This is a genomic window from Psychrobacillus sp. FSL H8-0487, from assembly GCF_038008385.1.
GTDB classification, from domain to species: domain Bacteria; phylum Bacillota; class Bacilli; order Bacillales_A; family Planococcaceae; genus Psychrobacillus; species Psychrobacillus psychrotolerans.
In genome coordinates, this window is record NZ_JBBOZA010000001.1 from 687,060 (window position 1) to 702,667 (window position 15,608).

The following is a 15,608-nucleotide window of genomic DNA, read 5'->3' on the forward strand; positions in this document are numbered from 1 at the left end:
GCAAAAAAGCCTAAGTAGAATTCTACTTAGGCTTTTTTGTGTTACTTAATTTTGCTCGATTACTTTGACAGACCAACTCGTGAAATCGGGCTGTTCTTTTAGAATCATTTCTTTAGGGAAAATGAATGTCCATGGCTTACTAGTGTTAGCTTGAACAGTAAGTGGAGGAAGGCTAAATGCGCCTTTTGCAACAACTTCTTTAGTTGCATCCATTACTTCAAGTGGTAACTGGCTAATAGTAATATCCTTTTCATGCCCACTTCTTATTAATACAGTTACTGTCAAGCTCCCATCTTCACGCAAACTTTGTTGTAAGCCCATAAAATTGACTTCGTTTTTCTTTGGGGGAGTTAAGTCTTCTACAATTTTTCGTAATTGATCTTTATTCGCAGTTGCTAAAGACTTTTCCCAATTTTCGTCTAAGTCTAAACGATGGGGAAGCTTTTGTTCAAATGCTATCGTCCAATTTTCCTTTGAAACTTGCTCAACCGGGACAACTAAATGTTCTTCTTCAAATGTAACAACCCAAGGCATGGCACTTTCTGCAGGAATAGATCCTAACTCACTTAAATCTGCGTCCATACGACCAACTAGTTTTCCGTCCTCGCCAAACAAAACAAGCGGTGTTATACCCATGTTAATTTCTTTTGCCAATGATTGACGGAAGAAAAACTGTGCATGAACAGTTTTTCCCTCAATTTTCAATTCAATCGGCGCAAGTGAAAGCTGATTTCGCTTTAAAGGTTGTAATTCATTCAGCAAAAACTGAAAATAGTATTGATCCTCTACTTGCTTAGGTTTCCCTCCAAAGAAGTATAGTTTTGTTTGAATTTCTTCTTCTGTAGCTTCAGACGTAGTGTCTATTAAGTCTTTCGAAGCGATGGCAGATTCTTTTTGTTGTTTTTTAGAAGTACGTTTGAAAAAAGGGATCATTCTACTTCTCCTCCATTTTGTAAAGTAACACCATGCTCACGTATCAAATTTGAGATCTCTGTTGCGACACCTTTACCAATACCGTGAATCATTCGAGTAAATAATTCTAAGCCTTCTCGCTCATATTGTCTCATGGGATCTTCCTGGGAATAGCTACGCATACCGATTCCTTCTTTAAGCTTGTCCATTGAATCCATATGAGCTAACCAATGCTTATCCACTGTGCCGATTAAGTATAGACGAAGTTGTTCTTTTTCAGTAGCATGGCTCAGTAAATCGATAACTGTGTCTTTATATACACTAACTTGAGCATTCACTTGTTTTTTCGCTGCTTCGATAGTTAAACCTGTACTCCAAATTGGAAGTTCTATACCAGGCATCTTATCTAAGAAAACTTGGCGCAGTGCTTCAAAGTCTTCATCTGTGCGAGAAACTTCTTCATCGTAAAAGAAGTTAAGTTCATGTTCGGGAAACTCCTTGATAAAGGTAACAAAAGTTTCTTCTATATTATCTCCAAAGATTAACTGATCACGAAGCTCATAAATCGTTTTACGCTGCACATTTAATACATTATCCAACTTCAAATTATATTCCCGAACACTATAGCTAGCACCTTCACAAATACGTTGCGTTCTTGAAACAAATTCCATTGCCTTTTTGTTCTCGATAAGTCCGTCCTTACCTGGTTTTACATGGGATACTAGTTTTACCAACTCTTCTCCTGCAAAACGCTTGAACATTTCATCCTCTAGTGAGATAAAAAATTCAGAAGTACCGGGATCTCCTTGACGACCAGAGCGACCTTTCAACTGATTATCGATCCGGCGTGACTCATGTAGCTCTGTTCCGATAACGTAAAGTCCACCTAACTCTGCTACGCCTTCTCCAAGAGAGATGTCTGTCCCGCGACCCGCCATATTTGTTGCAACCGTGACCATACCTTTTTGTCCGGCCAATGAAATAAGCGAAATCTCCTGGTCGATACTTTTCGCATTTAATAATTCATGTGTAATCCCTACTTGTTTCAAGTAGTTCGAAACCTCTTCCGATTGAATGATAGATGTCGTCCCGATTAGTACTGGTTGCCCAGTAGCATGGAGTTCATTTACCTTAGATGCTACAGCATTATATTTATCTTCTATTTTTGCATATAATCGATTTGGTAAGTCTTTTCGTATTATTGGTCGATTAGTTGGTATTTTCATGACGTTCATCGCATACAATTCTTGGAACTCTTTTTCTTCTGTTTTTGCTGTACCGGTCATACCAGAAAGGAATGGGTACATACGGAAATAGTTTTGTATTGTAATAGAAGCTTGTGTTTTATTTTCTTCTGTAATGATTAATCCTTCTTTAGCTTCAATTGCTTGGTGTAGACCATTAGAAAGACTACGCCCTTCCATTGGACGGCCTGTGAACATATCTACGAGTAATACTTTACCTTCTTTAACAATATAATCTACATCACGGGCGAACATCATGCGTGCACGCAATGCTTGAATCATATAGTGGTAGAGCGTTTGATGGTTTAAGTCATATAAATTATCAATAGAGAAGAAGTGTTCAATTTGTTCAATACCTTCTTCTGTATAACTCACAGTCTTCGTTTCTAAGTCAAATAGGAAGTGTTTCTCTTGTATAAATGATTTCACTAGCTTAGCGCATAGTGTGCTGAGCTGATCATGCACGTCCGTTTTTCCGGCAATAATAAGTGGTGTCTTCGCTTCATCTATTAACACACTATCCACTTCATCTACTAAAGCAAAATGATACGGACGCTGTACTCGGGATGCAGCGTTATAAGCCATATTATCTCGAAGGAAATCAAAACCAAATTCAGATCCTATTCCATATGTAATATCAGCAGCGTAAGCAGCAGCCTTTTGAGATGGATCTGCCATAGGTAGTGTAATGCCTACAGTTAAGCCTAGAAACTCATGAATCTGGCCTATTTGTTCCTTGTCTCTGTTAGCCAAATATTCATTCACTGTTATAACATGTACGCCTTTACCTTCTAATGCACGGTAATAGGAGGGAAGAGACGCCACTAATGTCTTACCTTCACCAGTTGGCATTTCAGCAATATTGCCATCTGAAAGGACCATACCACCGATAAGTTGAACGTCAAAGTGACGCATACCTAGAACTCGGTGAGCTGCTTCACGAACTACAGCAAAAGCTTCTGGTCGAATAGTTTGTAGCTTTTCACCTTGTGCAAGTCTTTCTTTAAATTCAGTCGTTTTGTTTGCTAACTCTTTGTCAGAAAGATTATGTAATACTTCGCCCCATGTATCTATTTCTAATAGTTCTTTCTTATATGAAGTTAGTTTTTTATCATCAACTGAGGGGAAAATCTTAGTCCATATGCGTGCCATTTAGTAATCTCCTTTTGTACGTATACTCTTCAATCAATAATTATAGCATAATTCAAACAGAATATTATAAATTGGTTAAACTTAGCTGTATAGCCAGTAAATAATAAGGAGAAGGAATAATAATCCAAAAAACACTTGTATTTATCCTGTATTCCTATAGAATAGAAAAGAGGAATCTAGCAATTAACTCATTAAATGGAAACGTTACTAAAATATTTCCAATTTATAATTGACAGAATTCTATTACCATTCTATACTTTAATGTGTAGTTGATAAACTATTAACATTTTGCCGTGCTAATAGTTTACTAATTTTTATTTACCTATGAGGAGGAAATTATCCATGGCTAACCAACCAACGAAATACAAGAAATTTTTAGCTGGTGCAGCTTCTGCTACATTAGTAGCAACAGCAATCGTACCAACTGCTTTAGCAGCAGAGGTAGAAACAGCAGCGACAGATTTTTCTGACGTAGCAGCAACACACACACACTACGCTGCAATTATGCAAGCTGTAGAACGTGGATTATTTGACGGGTACACTGATGGAACTTTCAAACCTGAAAACTCTATCGACCGTAAAGGTGTAGTAAAATCTCTTGCGAAATACGTTATTGCTCAATCTGAGTACAAAACTTTCGAAGAGTATATTACTGCTCACAAATTAGCAGATAAAGTAACACCATTTAATGATGTTCCTGCTACTCACGGTGATGCTGAATTATTTAACGCTTCTTTAATCGTTAAAGATTCTAAAATCTTTACAGGAAGCAACAACAACTTAATGCCTTCTAACGTAATTACTCGCCAACAAATGGCTAAAGTATTAGTTAACGGATTTGGTCTTAAAGATCTTGCTGGAGTTGAATCAGAAGTTACTGATACAGACAAAGCACAAGCTGAGTATGTAAACTTCATCAACATCCTATCTGAAAACAAAGTAACTGAAGTTACTACTTTCAACCCAACTGGAGCAGTTAAACGCGGACAAATGGCTTCATTCTTAAACCGTGCATTTGATGCAGCTCATAAAGTTGTAGCTCCTGAAACAGCTACTAAAGTTGTATCAGTAAGTGCGACTAACCTTAAAGAGATCACAGTAAATTTCGACGGTAACGTTGATGCAGCTACTGCTGAAAATGCTGAAAACTACTCAACAACAGCTGGAGCTATTGATTCAGCAGTATTGTCTGAAGATGGTAAATCAGTAGTATTAACTCTTGCAACAGGCGTTGTTATGGAAAACCAAAAAGAGTACAAAGTTTCTGTTACTAATGTTAAAGCTGGAGACAAAGTTGTAAATCAAAAAGACTTTGCATTCACACCACTTGACAATGTTTTACCAACAGTTTCTTCTGTTAAATCTTTAGGTAACAAAGCGGTAAAAGTTACTTTCTCTGAACCAGTTAAAAATGTAACATCTTCTAACTTCAAACTAGATGATAAATCATTCTTTGGTTCTGTAACAGTTACTGGTAATGTAGTTGTTCTTAAACCTTACGATGCATCTGCTCTATCTGTTGGTGCTCATAAACTTTCATCTTCATTAGTTGAAGATTTTGCTAACCTTAAATCACTATCTTCTACAACTGATTTCACTGTAGTTGAAGATAAAGAAGGTCCGACTGTAACTGAAGTTAAAGCAACTTTAGAAAAAGCAACAATTACTTTTAACGAAGAAATTGATCCTGAAACAGTAACTGCTTCTGATGTTTACTGGTTATCTGGTACTACTAAGAAGTATGCTAAAACTGTAACAGCTGATGGAAATAAGTTAGTAGCTGACTTCAGCAACAACCCACTTCCTGCATATGAAACAACTTTATATATTGATAGCGTTAGCGATTATTCTTCTAACGTAAATGCAACTAAAGAAGTAAAAGTTACAGCTAACGTTGATCAAACAAGACCTACTGTTACAGACGTGAAGCTTGCTAATAACAAAACTGATATCACAGTTAAATTTGATAAAGCAGTATCTGCTGGAGACAAAAAACACTTCACACTTACTGATAAAGATGGAAAAGTAGTTCCTGTAAAATCATCTGTAGCTACTGATTCTACTAACAAAACTTTCACAGTTAGTACTTACAGTGCATTAACTGCTGCTGGTACTTATAACCTTAAAGTTTCTGGTGTTCAAGATAAAACGGCTCTAATGAACACAATGTTAGATTTCAACACTACATTCACTGTTGGTGATACTGGAAATCCAACGATTCTTGGTCTTTCTGCATCAAATGCTACAAGATCAGTTGTAATTACATTTAGTGAAAAAATGGATCTAGCATCTATTTCAAATCCTGCTAACTACTTAATCAATCTTGATACAGATGGTTTTGCTGGTGTTGGTGCTAATTTAAGAACTCTTCCTTCAGACGTTGAAGTTCGCCCAGTACAAGATGGAAAAGCTGTTCTTTTAGTTTTCCCTAAACAAATCGGAACTACTGATGTTTCATTCCCAACAGCTAGCCCAATTACTTCTGCTACTAACTTTGGTAGTGTTCAAGGTATCACAGTAACTGGTGTTAAAGATGCTGCAGGTAATATTTTAGATGGTTACACTGTTCCTAAAACAGTTACTGAACAAGATGCATCTGTAGTAGCTTATGACTCTGCTGATTACGGTGCAAGTGTTGCAGTACAAACAGATCAAAAAACTATTAAAGTTAGATTTGATCAACCAATTGGTACAGTTTCTGCATCAGATTTCACATTAACTGATGCTAATGGAGCAACAATTACTTCTGCAGTTTCTAACGGTACTGATGTTGTTACTATTACAACTAGTGCTAACACAGGTACAGATGGTGTAACATTAGCTGTAGATGGTGATAATACTATTAAAACTGTTGCTGGTAATGCAGTAGCTCCTGCACCTGCTTTTGCTGTATATGATGAAGTAGCACCTGTTACAAATGTAGCTGAAAATACTTCTCTAGTATTAGCAAATAATACAATTACTGTTCCATTTAGTGAACTTCTAGCTACTACACCTGGTCTTCCAGCATTATATGCAAATGACTTAGTAGTTAAAGATCTTTCTAAATCAAATGGTACATTAACAGCTGGAGTTAACTATACTACAGCAGTATCAGGTTCAAACATTGTTATCACTTTAATTGGTCAAACACTTACTAGTGATTTCTCTGTAGCTGTTAAAGATGATGCAAAATATATTCAAGATGGCAATGGTAATCTTGCATTAGAATCAGCAACATACCAAACTGGAACTAACACTGGAATTGTACCAACTGGATTAACAGTTACAAGTGCTACTACAAACTTAGTAACAAATTCTGTAACTTATGCAATCACTGGTGCATCTACAACAGGAACAACTATTAAAGTTTATAACGATGTTAACAATAATGGTGCAATTGATTCTGGAGACTTAGTTGTTAAAACAACTACTGCTGTAGCTGGTGCATACTCTGCAACTGTAGATTTAACACCTAATGCTGCAAATAACTTCGTTGTGACTGCTACTAGTGGTGCTGCAGAATCAGCTCCAGTAAATGTTGTAGGAACTATTACTCATGATGGAATTGCTCCTACTGTAGCTGTAGTTGCTGGTGCAACTTCAACCTCAACTACTGTAACATTAGCAGCTTCTTCAGTTGAAGCTGGTTCTACAGTTGAAATTTATGCTGACGGAAAATCTGCTGCTAATGGGGATACTGCTATTGCAACTGCGACTGCAACTCCAACAGGTGCTGTTACTTTAACAGGTGCATTTACTGATGCAACTCCATACGATATTTATGTTATCGATGCAGCAAGTAACACTTCTATTGTAGCAAATTTAACTACTGCATTTTAATTAGTTGAATAGAAATTAGTTGAATGAAGAAAAGCTTTGTGGAGAGAAATCTCTGCAGGGCTTTTCTTATTTTGGTAGTGAATTCAGATGTTTTTATGTACTGTGCACTATTCTTATTATTTCCTGTCAGGAGAAAAGTAAACGTATATTACGGGATTGTATTACTATGTAAGGATAATGAATTTTTTGTGATAATTCTGCAATCTAAATGGAGAATTATGTATCTCTACATTTAGTTTTATTGAATTAGATTAGGTTACCAAGTTTTAATACAAATTTTGGATACCAGGTTCTAAAACAATTCAGACAATAGTTTCGTAAGAAACAGGGTTTGAATCTAGTTGAAGACTGATAGGAAAGCTCTGTGGAGAGAAATCCCAGCAGGGCTTTTCTTTTTATTTAGGTAGTTATTTCGGATATTTTTATGTACTGTGTTGTCCCCTTCAAAAAGTAAATTCTCGAAATAATAAATTAAATCAACCAAATTTGTAGTGTGATTTCTTTTTTATAGTGAGTTGTATGTCTATTCTAGACAGGATGAACTGGATACATACGGTGGAATAAAAAAAGTAGAAAAAAAGGCATGACAAAAAAGCCTTTATCTCAAGTGTTTTAAAATTTCATTGTGAGATGTTAAGCTATTTTTTGTATGTATGATAAAGACCGTTTAACACAGGTGTTGCTTCTAATTTAGTTTCAGTAACTTTTGTCGGAAGATACACAGGAGAAGGAATTGGTGTTTTCACTTCTAATCCTTGATGTGTTCGGTTGGTGTTGTAATAAGATGTAATTGCCTATTAAATACTCTGCAGGAGTGTGATATCTTTAAAGTAAGACAAACCCTCATGGAGTAATGATCATATGGCATTATTAAGCCTAGTAATATGTATTTTTGCACCCATTCTCCTTTACGGAACAGGACTATCCATTTTGTATTGGTTATCCATAATCAATTTAATTTTATATATTGTTATAATACTAGCTTTTCCTAATATCATCGCTGTTAGTGCAATGAGGAAATGGAAGGTTAGGGTAGAAGAAATGGAACAACAAGGAGCGACTGAAGAAGAGATTGAGAAAATCTTCAATGAAGATATAGAAATTACGGAGAAAGACTATCAAGCAGCCCCTAGATGGCTTTACTTAATTAACCTAGCGAATATTGTTTTAGGTCTTATTTTACTTATTACTGGGATACTTTACAGAATGGGTTAGAGTTACTAAGCCCTGAAACAGTATATATGAAGAGGATTTAATGGGTGGGTTGCCTTGAAGAACATATGAAAGAAATAGCGGTTACTTAAGATATGGAGTAGCCGCCTAGTAATTTACTTTGATTTGATAATAAATAATAACTATCTATTTTTAAAGTAAGTAGAACTTTTTTGAATTGTAAACTTGTTAGGTGATTGAGATAATAGAGTAATAACTGCCTTGTACAGAATTTTTCTACAGGGCAGTTTTGAGTGAACTTCATGATGGTGGTATAACCACTAAGTTTTTAAGACACGGTTACCATTTAATAGAGATACTGAGAGCAACCTAAGGTTACAGTTGTTTTGATACCTCCAAAATGGAAGAAAAAAGAAAGTGAAAATGAAGGTGTAGGTGGTAGTTATTATATAAAAAGCGTCCCGTTATCTTTCAATTTATTTATTAATCCTCCATTATATTCCAACCACTTTTCTTTTTCTCGCTCCACTGCTCTATTTTGCCATTCAAACCAAACATAAGCACATTCACTGCAATGACTCTCTACACCACTATTATTGTGAAGATCTCTACGTATAAATAAAGTCCTCTTGCGACAGCAGTAGCAATAAATTATTTTATCATCACTTTTTTTTATGATCATCTTAATAATCAACCTCCAATATAGACTATTTATTGTCTATTACTCGGCTATTTATTCTTTTGTTAATAAAAAAAGGCTATGTTAGAGTTAATGATAGATCTTGTTTTGAAAAATGAGGTTGAAGAATCTATTTCCAAGTTCGTTTATAATATGACATCCATTTAAAGCACCCGTTAGTTTAAGTGCATTAGTATCTTGTCATAAAAACTATCGAAGCCTTCTTTTGATTGATGTACGGGAAATGCTTTTCTATCTATTAATGTATTAAATTGATGTATACAAGCATGATACCTAAGTCTGCAAGTACATGGCTAATAATTGGAGCAATAATTGATTTTAATTTATATCTAAAAAAACCCCACATCAACCCTGCTAAAAAGACAGGTAGAACTGCTAAAAGATTAAAAGGAAAACTAAAAATAAAATAAACGGACAGTAAGTGATACAAACTGTAGAAAAATGCAGTAATGGTAATTGAAGTTGTAGCTCCTAATTTACTTTCGAGCTCGCCGTACATAACTTCTCGCCAATATATTTCTTCTAGTATTGGGTTTACGAATATAAGAATGAGAACAAGCCAAAAGACATTAGCACCAGTGAAATTCCACTCAATCAGAAGTTCTCTAAGTTCGGTAAGATTGAAAACAGAACTTTTTAAGAAATAGACTGTTCCATAAACTGCTGATAAACAAATAAGTCCGCTAATGAATCCAACTAAAATGGACTTGGTATTAACTATGAGATTCCGCTGATGCTTTTTTCTAAGATTATATAAAGAAAACAATAATAGCCATCCATAGAAAAGTATAAATGTAATTGGAACACTCTTGATAGTTACTAAGCCCAAAAAAATCATAATTGTTGGACCAATTAATAGTAGTAGCAGTTTAGACATAACTCCTCCGATGTTTGTATTTTCAGAAAATTATATTAATCCATTATAACATTATAGTCATTAACAAATTTGAAAAAGCAGTTTTGAACTTATAATCGATTCAAAACTGCTTTAGATTATCGAATAATAGAGCATTAACTAACCATTAAAAACCATAAGCCTTCATAAACTAAACTGCCGCTTGATTGAGTTTAAGTGTAACATTTCACAATACATATCTGAGAAAAACATAATGTTTTGGACATAAAAATAGACCATTGGAATGATGGCCAGATTTTGCTTACGCACCCGTTAGCCATCCATGCAGCACAAAAAAATGCTGCACCACAGAGGATGAAAATTGTATCAGAGTGGGTATAGATTAGTATGGCTGGCGAAGAAGGTCGATGAACTATGGTGCCTTAGAGCCCTTCCGTTAGTCTGACTCCAACGACCACGGTGCATCAGAGACTGTCGCACTCTATACGAGTAGCACTCATGGGAGATTAATCCTACTCTGGTTACTGCACCAGCCTGCCTTTATTCTAAGACGAATGGAGTTGGTTCCTGATTTACTATTTAACTCCATATAAACATCCTGAAGGCTCAGCCTTTTTTTAAAAAAACATTTTCTGAGTCTCTTTTGTTATGCAATTTTATAGATTTTAAGCATTTTTTAATTTTCATGGGAGTTGAACAAGAAAACAACAATCTTTAATAGATTATTAATTTTGCAGGACATTTATTTACTTTACTTCATCCATATAACGATTATATAATGAACTACTTTCTTTCACACATCTCAAATATAAATCTCTTACAGTTTCATTAGGACTTAATCTTAAATACGACTCACATTCTAAGATAGAAATTAACGGTTTTATTTTGTTATAAATAACATCTTTGGATAAGATATATAAATAATTATTTAAAATATCTATATATAAACCTTCATTAATTCTGAAATTACACTTTTCTAGTAGTTCTTCATAAAAATGTAGAATATCCCTTGCAAAATATTTGCCGTGATTGTCTTTAACACTATCATCACCATAATAATGTCCAAAAGGAGTTATCCAACACATTCCATCTATATTTGACCTTGCTATATCACACTTATACCAATTCTTTATTTCATTATATCTTTCACGTGCCATTACTAAGTATTCTTGTGAAAATATATTAAAACTAATATTTGCAATATAATTGAATATTTTTTCATTATTTTCTTTATCATTTAATTTTGTTATAGAACACCAACATATGTAATTATTATCTACTTTACCAATAATACAAATTGTTCTTTCTTGACTTATATACAATTCAAAATAAACTTCTTTATTAACCAAATCATAATTTGGAATAACTTGATTACTTTCATTGACTAAATTGTAGTTTAGAATTTCAGATTTATTATTAAAAAGTTCCATATTTCACCTACTCATTTTGTATTTCTAATTAAACTAACCTGCCCGTTAGTTTAATAAGCACCTGCCCATTTATTACACATCATGGTCGAACTGTGACTTAGTTATTAATTTAATCTTTGAAACTTGTTGCTTTCAGCAACGTATAATAGATAATTAATATTTAGAAAGTGGGTATACTACCATGTTTAAATCAGAAGTAACTAACGAAATTTTATATATCTTAACCTTGTTTGCATTAATGGCAGTATTATTATCCAACGACTTAAACACCACATTTTCTAGAGTATTTGTTATCCTTGTATTATCAGCAATGATTTTAAAAAGTATATACAGAGTTATTAATATCAAGAAACAGAAAGCTGATTAAATTTCGGCTTTTTACTACGCTTTATGTGTCAAATGCGACATAAAAACTCCCATTTTCTTCTTCAACTAAACTGCTGCGTTAGTTGAATAAAAACAAAGCTATGTTCTCATTGAGGAATCGCCTGCTAATCTTGTGTAAGTATTAAAATAATAATAACAAACGTCATTCCTATAACACTGATTAAGGAAGCAACTTTTATATAACGAATTGCACCATCAGAAATTTCAGGTTCTTCTTGGTACATCCACCGTTTTCCCCATAATAAACTTTCTTTTGGATTGAAATAACTCCAGATTAACACCCCATATAATGGAATAATTATAATAAAGCCTATGATTATATCTCCCATTTTCACATCTCCCTCCAAAAAATCAATAATTAATATACGATTGAATTTTCTGGTGGTTTCAAAACACTTATCTGTACTTGAACTATTCCTACATAGAGCATCCATATATATACTTGCTTATTCAACTAAACTGCCGCTTTACTTCATTAAGAAAAAAGGCTTTACTCCTTCTAGAAGTAAAGCACCCGTTAGTGAAACAAAATTACTTATTTATTTTTCTCCAAATCAATAAAATGAGTTGGAAAATGTATCTCCAAGCTCATTTTATATTGGTATCTTTTTTACTTGCCTGCTGCTGCTAATATTGCAATGCTCCACATAATCAGAGTAAACGATATTGTAAGCCATAAAGTATTGACTGTAGTTTTTTCTTCGTGTTTTACTTTTTTCAATATAGAAACCAAATTTAAACAAAATATAACACACAAGATAGGCATTAAAAACCCTCCTATGAGTAGAGAGGCAGTAATCATATATTTTCACTCCTTTGTACTTGTTTATCATTGTTCAACTAAGCTGTCTATTTAGTTCAATAAGAAAAAAGGCTATACTCCTTCTTGAAGTAAAGCACCCGTTAGTTTAAGTGAAACCATTCACAAGCCAAATTCACATTAACTAATATTGGAAGATATACTTTCTAAATCATCCCAATTATCACCAATCCATATGTTTTCTTCATTAAATCTTATTAAGGGAGAAGAATTTTGTACCTTAACAGCTCGTACCCATTCTGCCTCTTTCCACCAAGTTAATTTTATTGAGCGTACTAATTTTTGATTTGTAAGTTTATGATATTCTCGATAACCTTGAACAAATGCAGAAACTTTATCTATATGTATTTGTCCATTGTCAACACAACACGATAAAATAGGTCTTGATATGTCAAATTCAGGATAAACAAAGTTCATCCTATCAAAATCAAGAATTGCTGAGACACTATTAGTTTTAAATAAAATGTTATCTACAAATAAGTCCCAGTGACCCCAACCCTTTTCACAATCAGAGAAAATATCTGAATCGTTACTTTCTAAAATTCTCCTTTGTATTTCTAAATTAGAAAGTGTATTGGTACATTCAAATCTAGTAGCTTCATTCCATCTATCATGCCAATTTTCCATCATTCTTTCCTTTGACCGAACATCCCAGTGTAATGGTAACTGAACTGTATTATTGGAATTTAAAATTTTATGCATTTCTCCAATTTTCTTACCTAAACTATACATTTGTTCTATGTTTGCTGTTCCAGCCTGAATATTTCTTCCTTCACATAATTCCATCAGAACAAAACGCTCACTATATGAAGACTGTATTACATATTTTTCTTTATGTGAGTAAAGTTCAGGGCAAGGAATACCTTTATTATGTAGCTTACTTTGATGAATTAGTGAAGTTTCTAATCCCCGTATCTTTTGTTCAGGATAGCGAGTTTTATTATATTGCTTAACAAATAAATCGCCTATTTCGGTTTTTATTTTCCATTTCAAATTCATATAACCCAATTCAATTTGAGAAGAATCTAGAATACTAAACCCGAATATACTAGTTATTGCTTCAAAAATATCATCTCTAACATCCTCATTAGTAATACTGGTCATCAGAAGTTCCCCCTTTCCCTCTCCGCGAACTATAATCACATCTTTTTCTACTAAATTGCCTTTGGATATATCAGACTTTCGTTCATATCTATTTATTCTAGAAGTCGAGATAATACTCCTTCTTCAACTAAACTGCTGCGTTAGTTGAAATACACACTATGTCTATAATTCTATTAAATTGGCAATAATCCTTTTAATATTACTATTTTAGGGGGAATAGAGTTGTTACTATCGAATGCGTGGACTTCGTTTGAGGCTGATAAGCGAATAGAGGGATTTTCACCACAAACATTGAAGGCCTACCGGTTACAGTCTTTGCTACTAATTGATTATTTTAAGGATGTAGAGATAGAGGTACTGGATACAAATCAACTGAAAGAATATCTCGCTATATCCGGCAAGCATTTAAAACCAGCAAGTCTTGCACATCGCATTCGTTTTATGAAGTCATTTTTTCGTTGGTCCCACGAAGAAGGCTACCTGAGTAAGAATCCAACGTCCAAAATCAAAGAACCCAAAGTGGGTAAGCGGATACCAAAATATTTAACGGAGCGGGAAATCGAACACCTTCGTGAATCCTGTCATTCTCCAATCGAAAAAGCGATTTTTGAATTCATGTTTTCTACCGGTTGTCGAATTGGAGAAGTAGTTGCATTAGAAAAGAACCATATTAACTGGTCCAATCAATCTGCGATTGTTAGAGGAAAAGGTGACAAGGAAAGGGAGGTTTATTTTAATACACGTTGCGATATATGGCTTAAATGCTATATAGAAAGCCGTAATGATCATAACTCTGCTATTTTTGTAACCGCTAGACAGCCTCACAAAATGAGCGTCGCCCAAATGCGATACATCATCAAGCGAATCTCCAATCGTGCTGAAATTAATAAAGAAATTCATCCGCACCAACTTAGACATAGCTACGCAACTCATTTGTTGAATAATGGAGCTCCTCTTGAAGTCATACAAAGTCTTATGGGCCATGAGAAAAGTGAAACCACCAAGATCTATGCTCAGCTAAGTGGAAGGTTAAGAAAAGAGTATTATCAGAAGTACTTTTAAATGAAGAAGGAGCAACGCCTTAAAGGACGTTGCTCTATTTGACTAAAGCACCCGTTAGTTGAAGAAGAAAGAGCTGTTTATTCCCTCATCCTGCCCGATTGGTGAACAATGACGATGACTTTAATTCTTATTTGAACACATCAAAAACTTTGTTTTCGCCATCTTCATACTGGCAAATAACGATTTGTAGGTTTTTCATATTCCAGTCTTTAGAGCGTAGATAGATAAACGTATTATCCAATTCTACAATTTTGTCAGCCGTAAGATAATGTAAATCGAAATATTTATCGTACTCCTCGTTGTAACCAGGTGTCTCGATAGTTATAGGACTAAATAAGCTTGAAGGCTGTTGTATTGTTTTTTTGATTACTCTCGTACTAATATTGTATTGATAAGTATAAATAAATTCATTGTACATATCATCATTCCCAATAAAGATGGTTGTACCATCTTGTGATACAGATGCCAGCATCATCGGAAGGTCATATGACTTAATTTGTTCGTATGAAATTCGATTTGTAACTATTGAGTCTTGCATATTATATACGACTACCCCAAATGTACCTTGCATAACCGCAATGTTGTTATCGGCATATAAAAGTCTGGGCATTTCGGAACCTATATTCATTTGTTCAATGTCAGACGTGTCTACCGCTAATTCTTCACTCTCGGGTAAGGTGAGATTTTCATTATCAGAACCGTGTATAGGATGTTCGTTGTCTTGACCCACCAGTGTAATTGCATCGGGATCATTTGCTTGGCAAGCCGCTAATAATAAGAACAGTGATATAAAAGTGAAAACTAATTTCTTCAAAAAGTCGCCTCCTTAAATTGTTAGACGTGAAGATAGTGTATATGTTTCAAATCATTCCTTGTTCAACAAGTTAGTTTAAGTGAAATCTTTCACAATATTATATTTATTTTAACATACATTTCCAGTGAGGAA

Annotated in this window: 11 protein-coding genes; 3 read left to right on the forward strand and 8 right to left on the reverse strand. The window is 34.3% G+C overall.

Going from position 1 to position 15,608, the window contains the following annotated elements:
* Positions 1–45: 45 nt before the first annotated feature.
* Positions 46–933 (reverse strand): accessory Sec system S-layer assembly protein, encoded by an 888-nt coding sequence (locus MHI47_RS03430; protein WP_340829488.1) that lies wholly within the window; start codon positions 931–933, stop codon positions 46–48.
* A complete protein-coding gene (secA2, locus tag MHI47_RS03435; RefSeq protein ID WP_340829490.1) occupies positions 930–3,308 on the reverse strand; it encodes an accessory Sec system translocase SecA2 in 2,379 nt (792 codons plus the stop codon). Before secA2 ends, MHI47_RS03430 begins: the two co-directional genes overlap by 4 nt.
* 342 nt (positions 3,309–3,650) lie before the next feature.
* Here secA2 and MHI47_RS03440 point away from each other — a divergent pair, with 342 nt between their 5' ends.
* Positions 3,651–7,130: an S-layer homology domain-containing protein gene (locus MHI47_RS03440; protein ID WP_340829491.1), complete on the forward strand. Its 3,480-nt coding sequence runs from the start codon at positions 3,651–3,653 to the stop codon at positions 7,128–7,130.
* An 861-nt stretch (positions 7,131–7,991) separates the two neighbouring features.
* The gene (locus MHI47_RS03445) at positions 7,992–8,345 is read left to right on the forward strand and encodes a hypothetical protein (protein ID WP_340829493.1); all 354 of its coding nucleotides are present in this window, start codon (positions 7,992–7,994) and stop codon (positions 8,343–8,345) included.
* A gap of 896 nt (positions 8,346–9,241) precedes the next feature.
* Here MHI47_RS03445 and MHI47_RS03450 read toward each other — a convergent pair.
* From MHI47_RS03450 to MHI47_RS03470, 5 genes are all read right to left on the reverse strand, one after another.
* On the reverse strand, positions 9,242–9,880 hold the full coding sequence (locus MHI47_RS03450) for a CPBP family intramembrane glutamic endopeptidase (RefSeq protein WP_340829494.1): 639 nt from the start codon (positions 9,878–9,880) through the stop codon (positions 9,242–9,244).
* Between the two features lie 725 nt (positions 9,881–10,605).
* Positions 10,606–11,289 (reverse strand): hypothetical protein, encoded by a 684-nt coding sequence (locus MHI47_RS03455; protein ID WP_340829496.1) that lies wholly within the window; start codon positions 11,287–11,289, stop codon positions 10,606–10,608.
* A gap of 491 nt (positions 11,290–11,780) precedes the next feature.
* Complete coding sequence (locus MHI47_RS03460; RefSeq protein ID WP_340768312.1) at positions 11,781–12,005, reverse strand: hypothetical protein; 225 nt, start codon at positions 12,003–12,005, stop codon at positions 11,781–11,783.
* 281 nt (positions 12,006–12,286) lie between these two features.
* A complete protein-coding gene (locus MHI47_RS03465) occupies positions 12,287–12,442 on the reverse strand; it encodes a hypothetical protein (RefSeq protein WP_340829498.1) in 156 nt (51 codons plus the stop codon).
* A 174-nt stretch (positions 12,443–12,616) separates the two neighbouring features.
* Positions 12,617–13,600 carry a phosphotransferase gene (locus MHI47_RS03470; protein ID WP_340829499.1) on the reverse strand — a complete coding sequence of 328 codons (984 nt, stop codon included), beginning with the start codon at positions 13,598–13,600 and terminating at the stop codon, positions 12,617–12,619.
* A 222-nt stretch (positions 13,601–13,822) separates the two neighbouring features.
* Here MHI47_RS03470 and xerA point away from each other — a divergent pair, with 222 nt between their 5' ends.
* Entirely contained in the window at positions 13,823–14,662 is an 840-nt protein-coding gene (xerA, locus tag MHI47_RS03475; RefSeq protein WP_340829501.1) for a site-specific tyrosine recombinase/integron integrase, read from the forward strand.
* 127 nt (positions 14,663–14,789) lie between these two features.
* Here xerA and MHI47_RS03480 read toward each other — a convergent pair whose 3' ends face one another.
* The gene (locus tag MHI47_RS03480) at positions 14,790–15,476 is read right to left on the reverse strand and encodes a hypothetical protein (protein ID WP_340829503.1); all 687 of its coding nucleotides are present in this window, start codon (positions 15,474–15,476) and stop codon (positions 14,790–14,792) included.
* Positions 15,477–15,608: the final 132 nt, after the last annotated feature.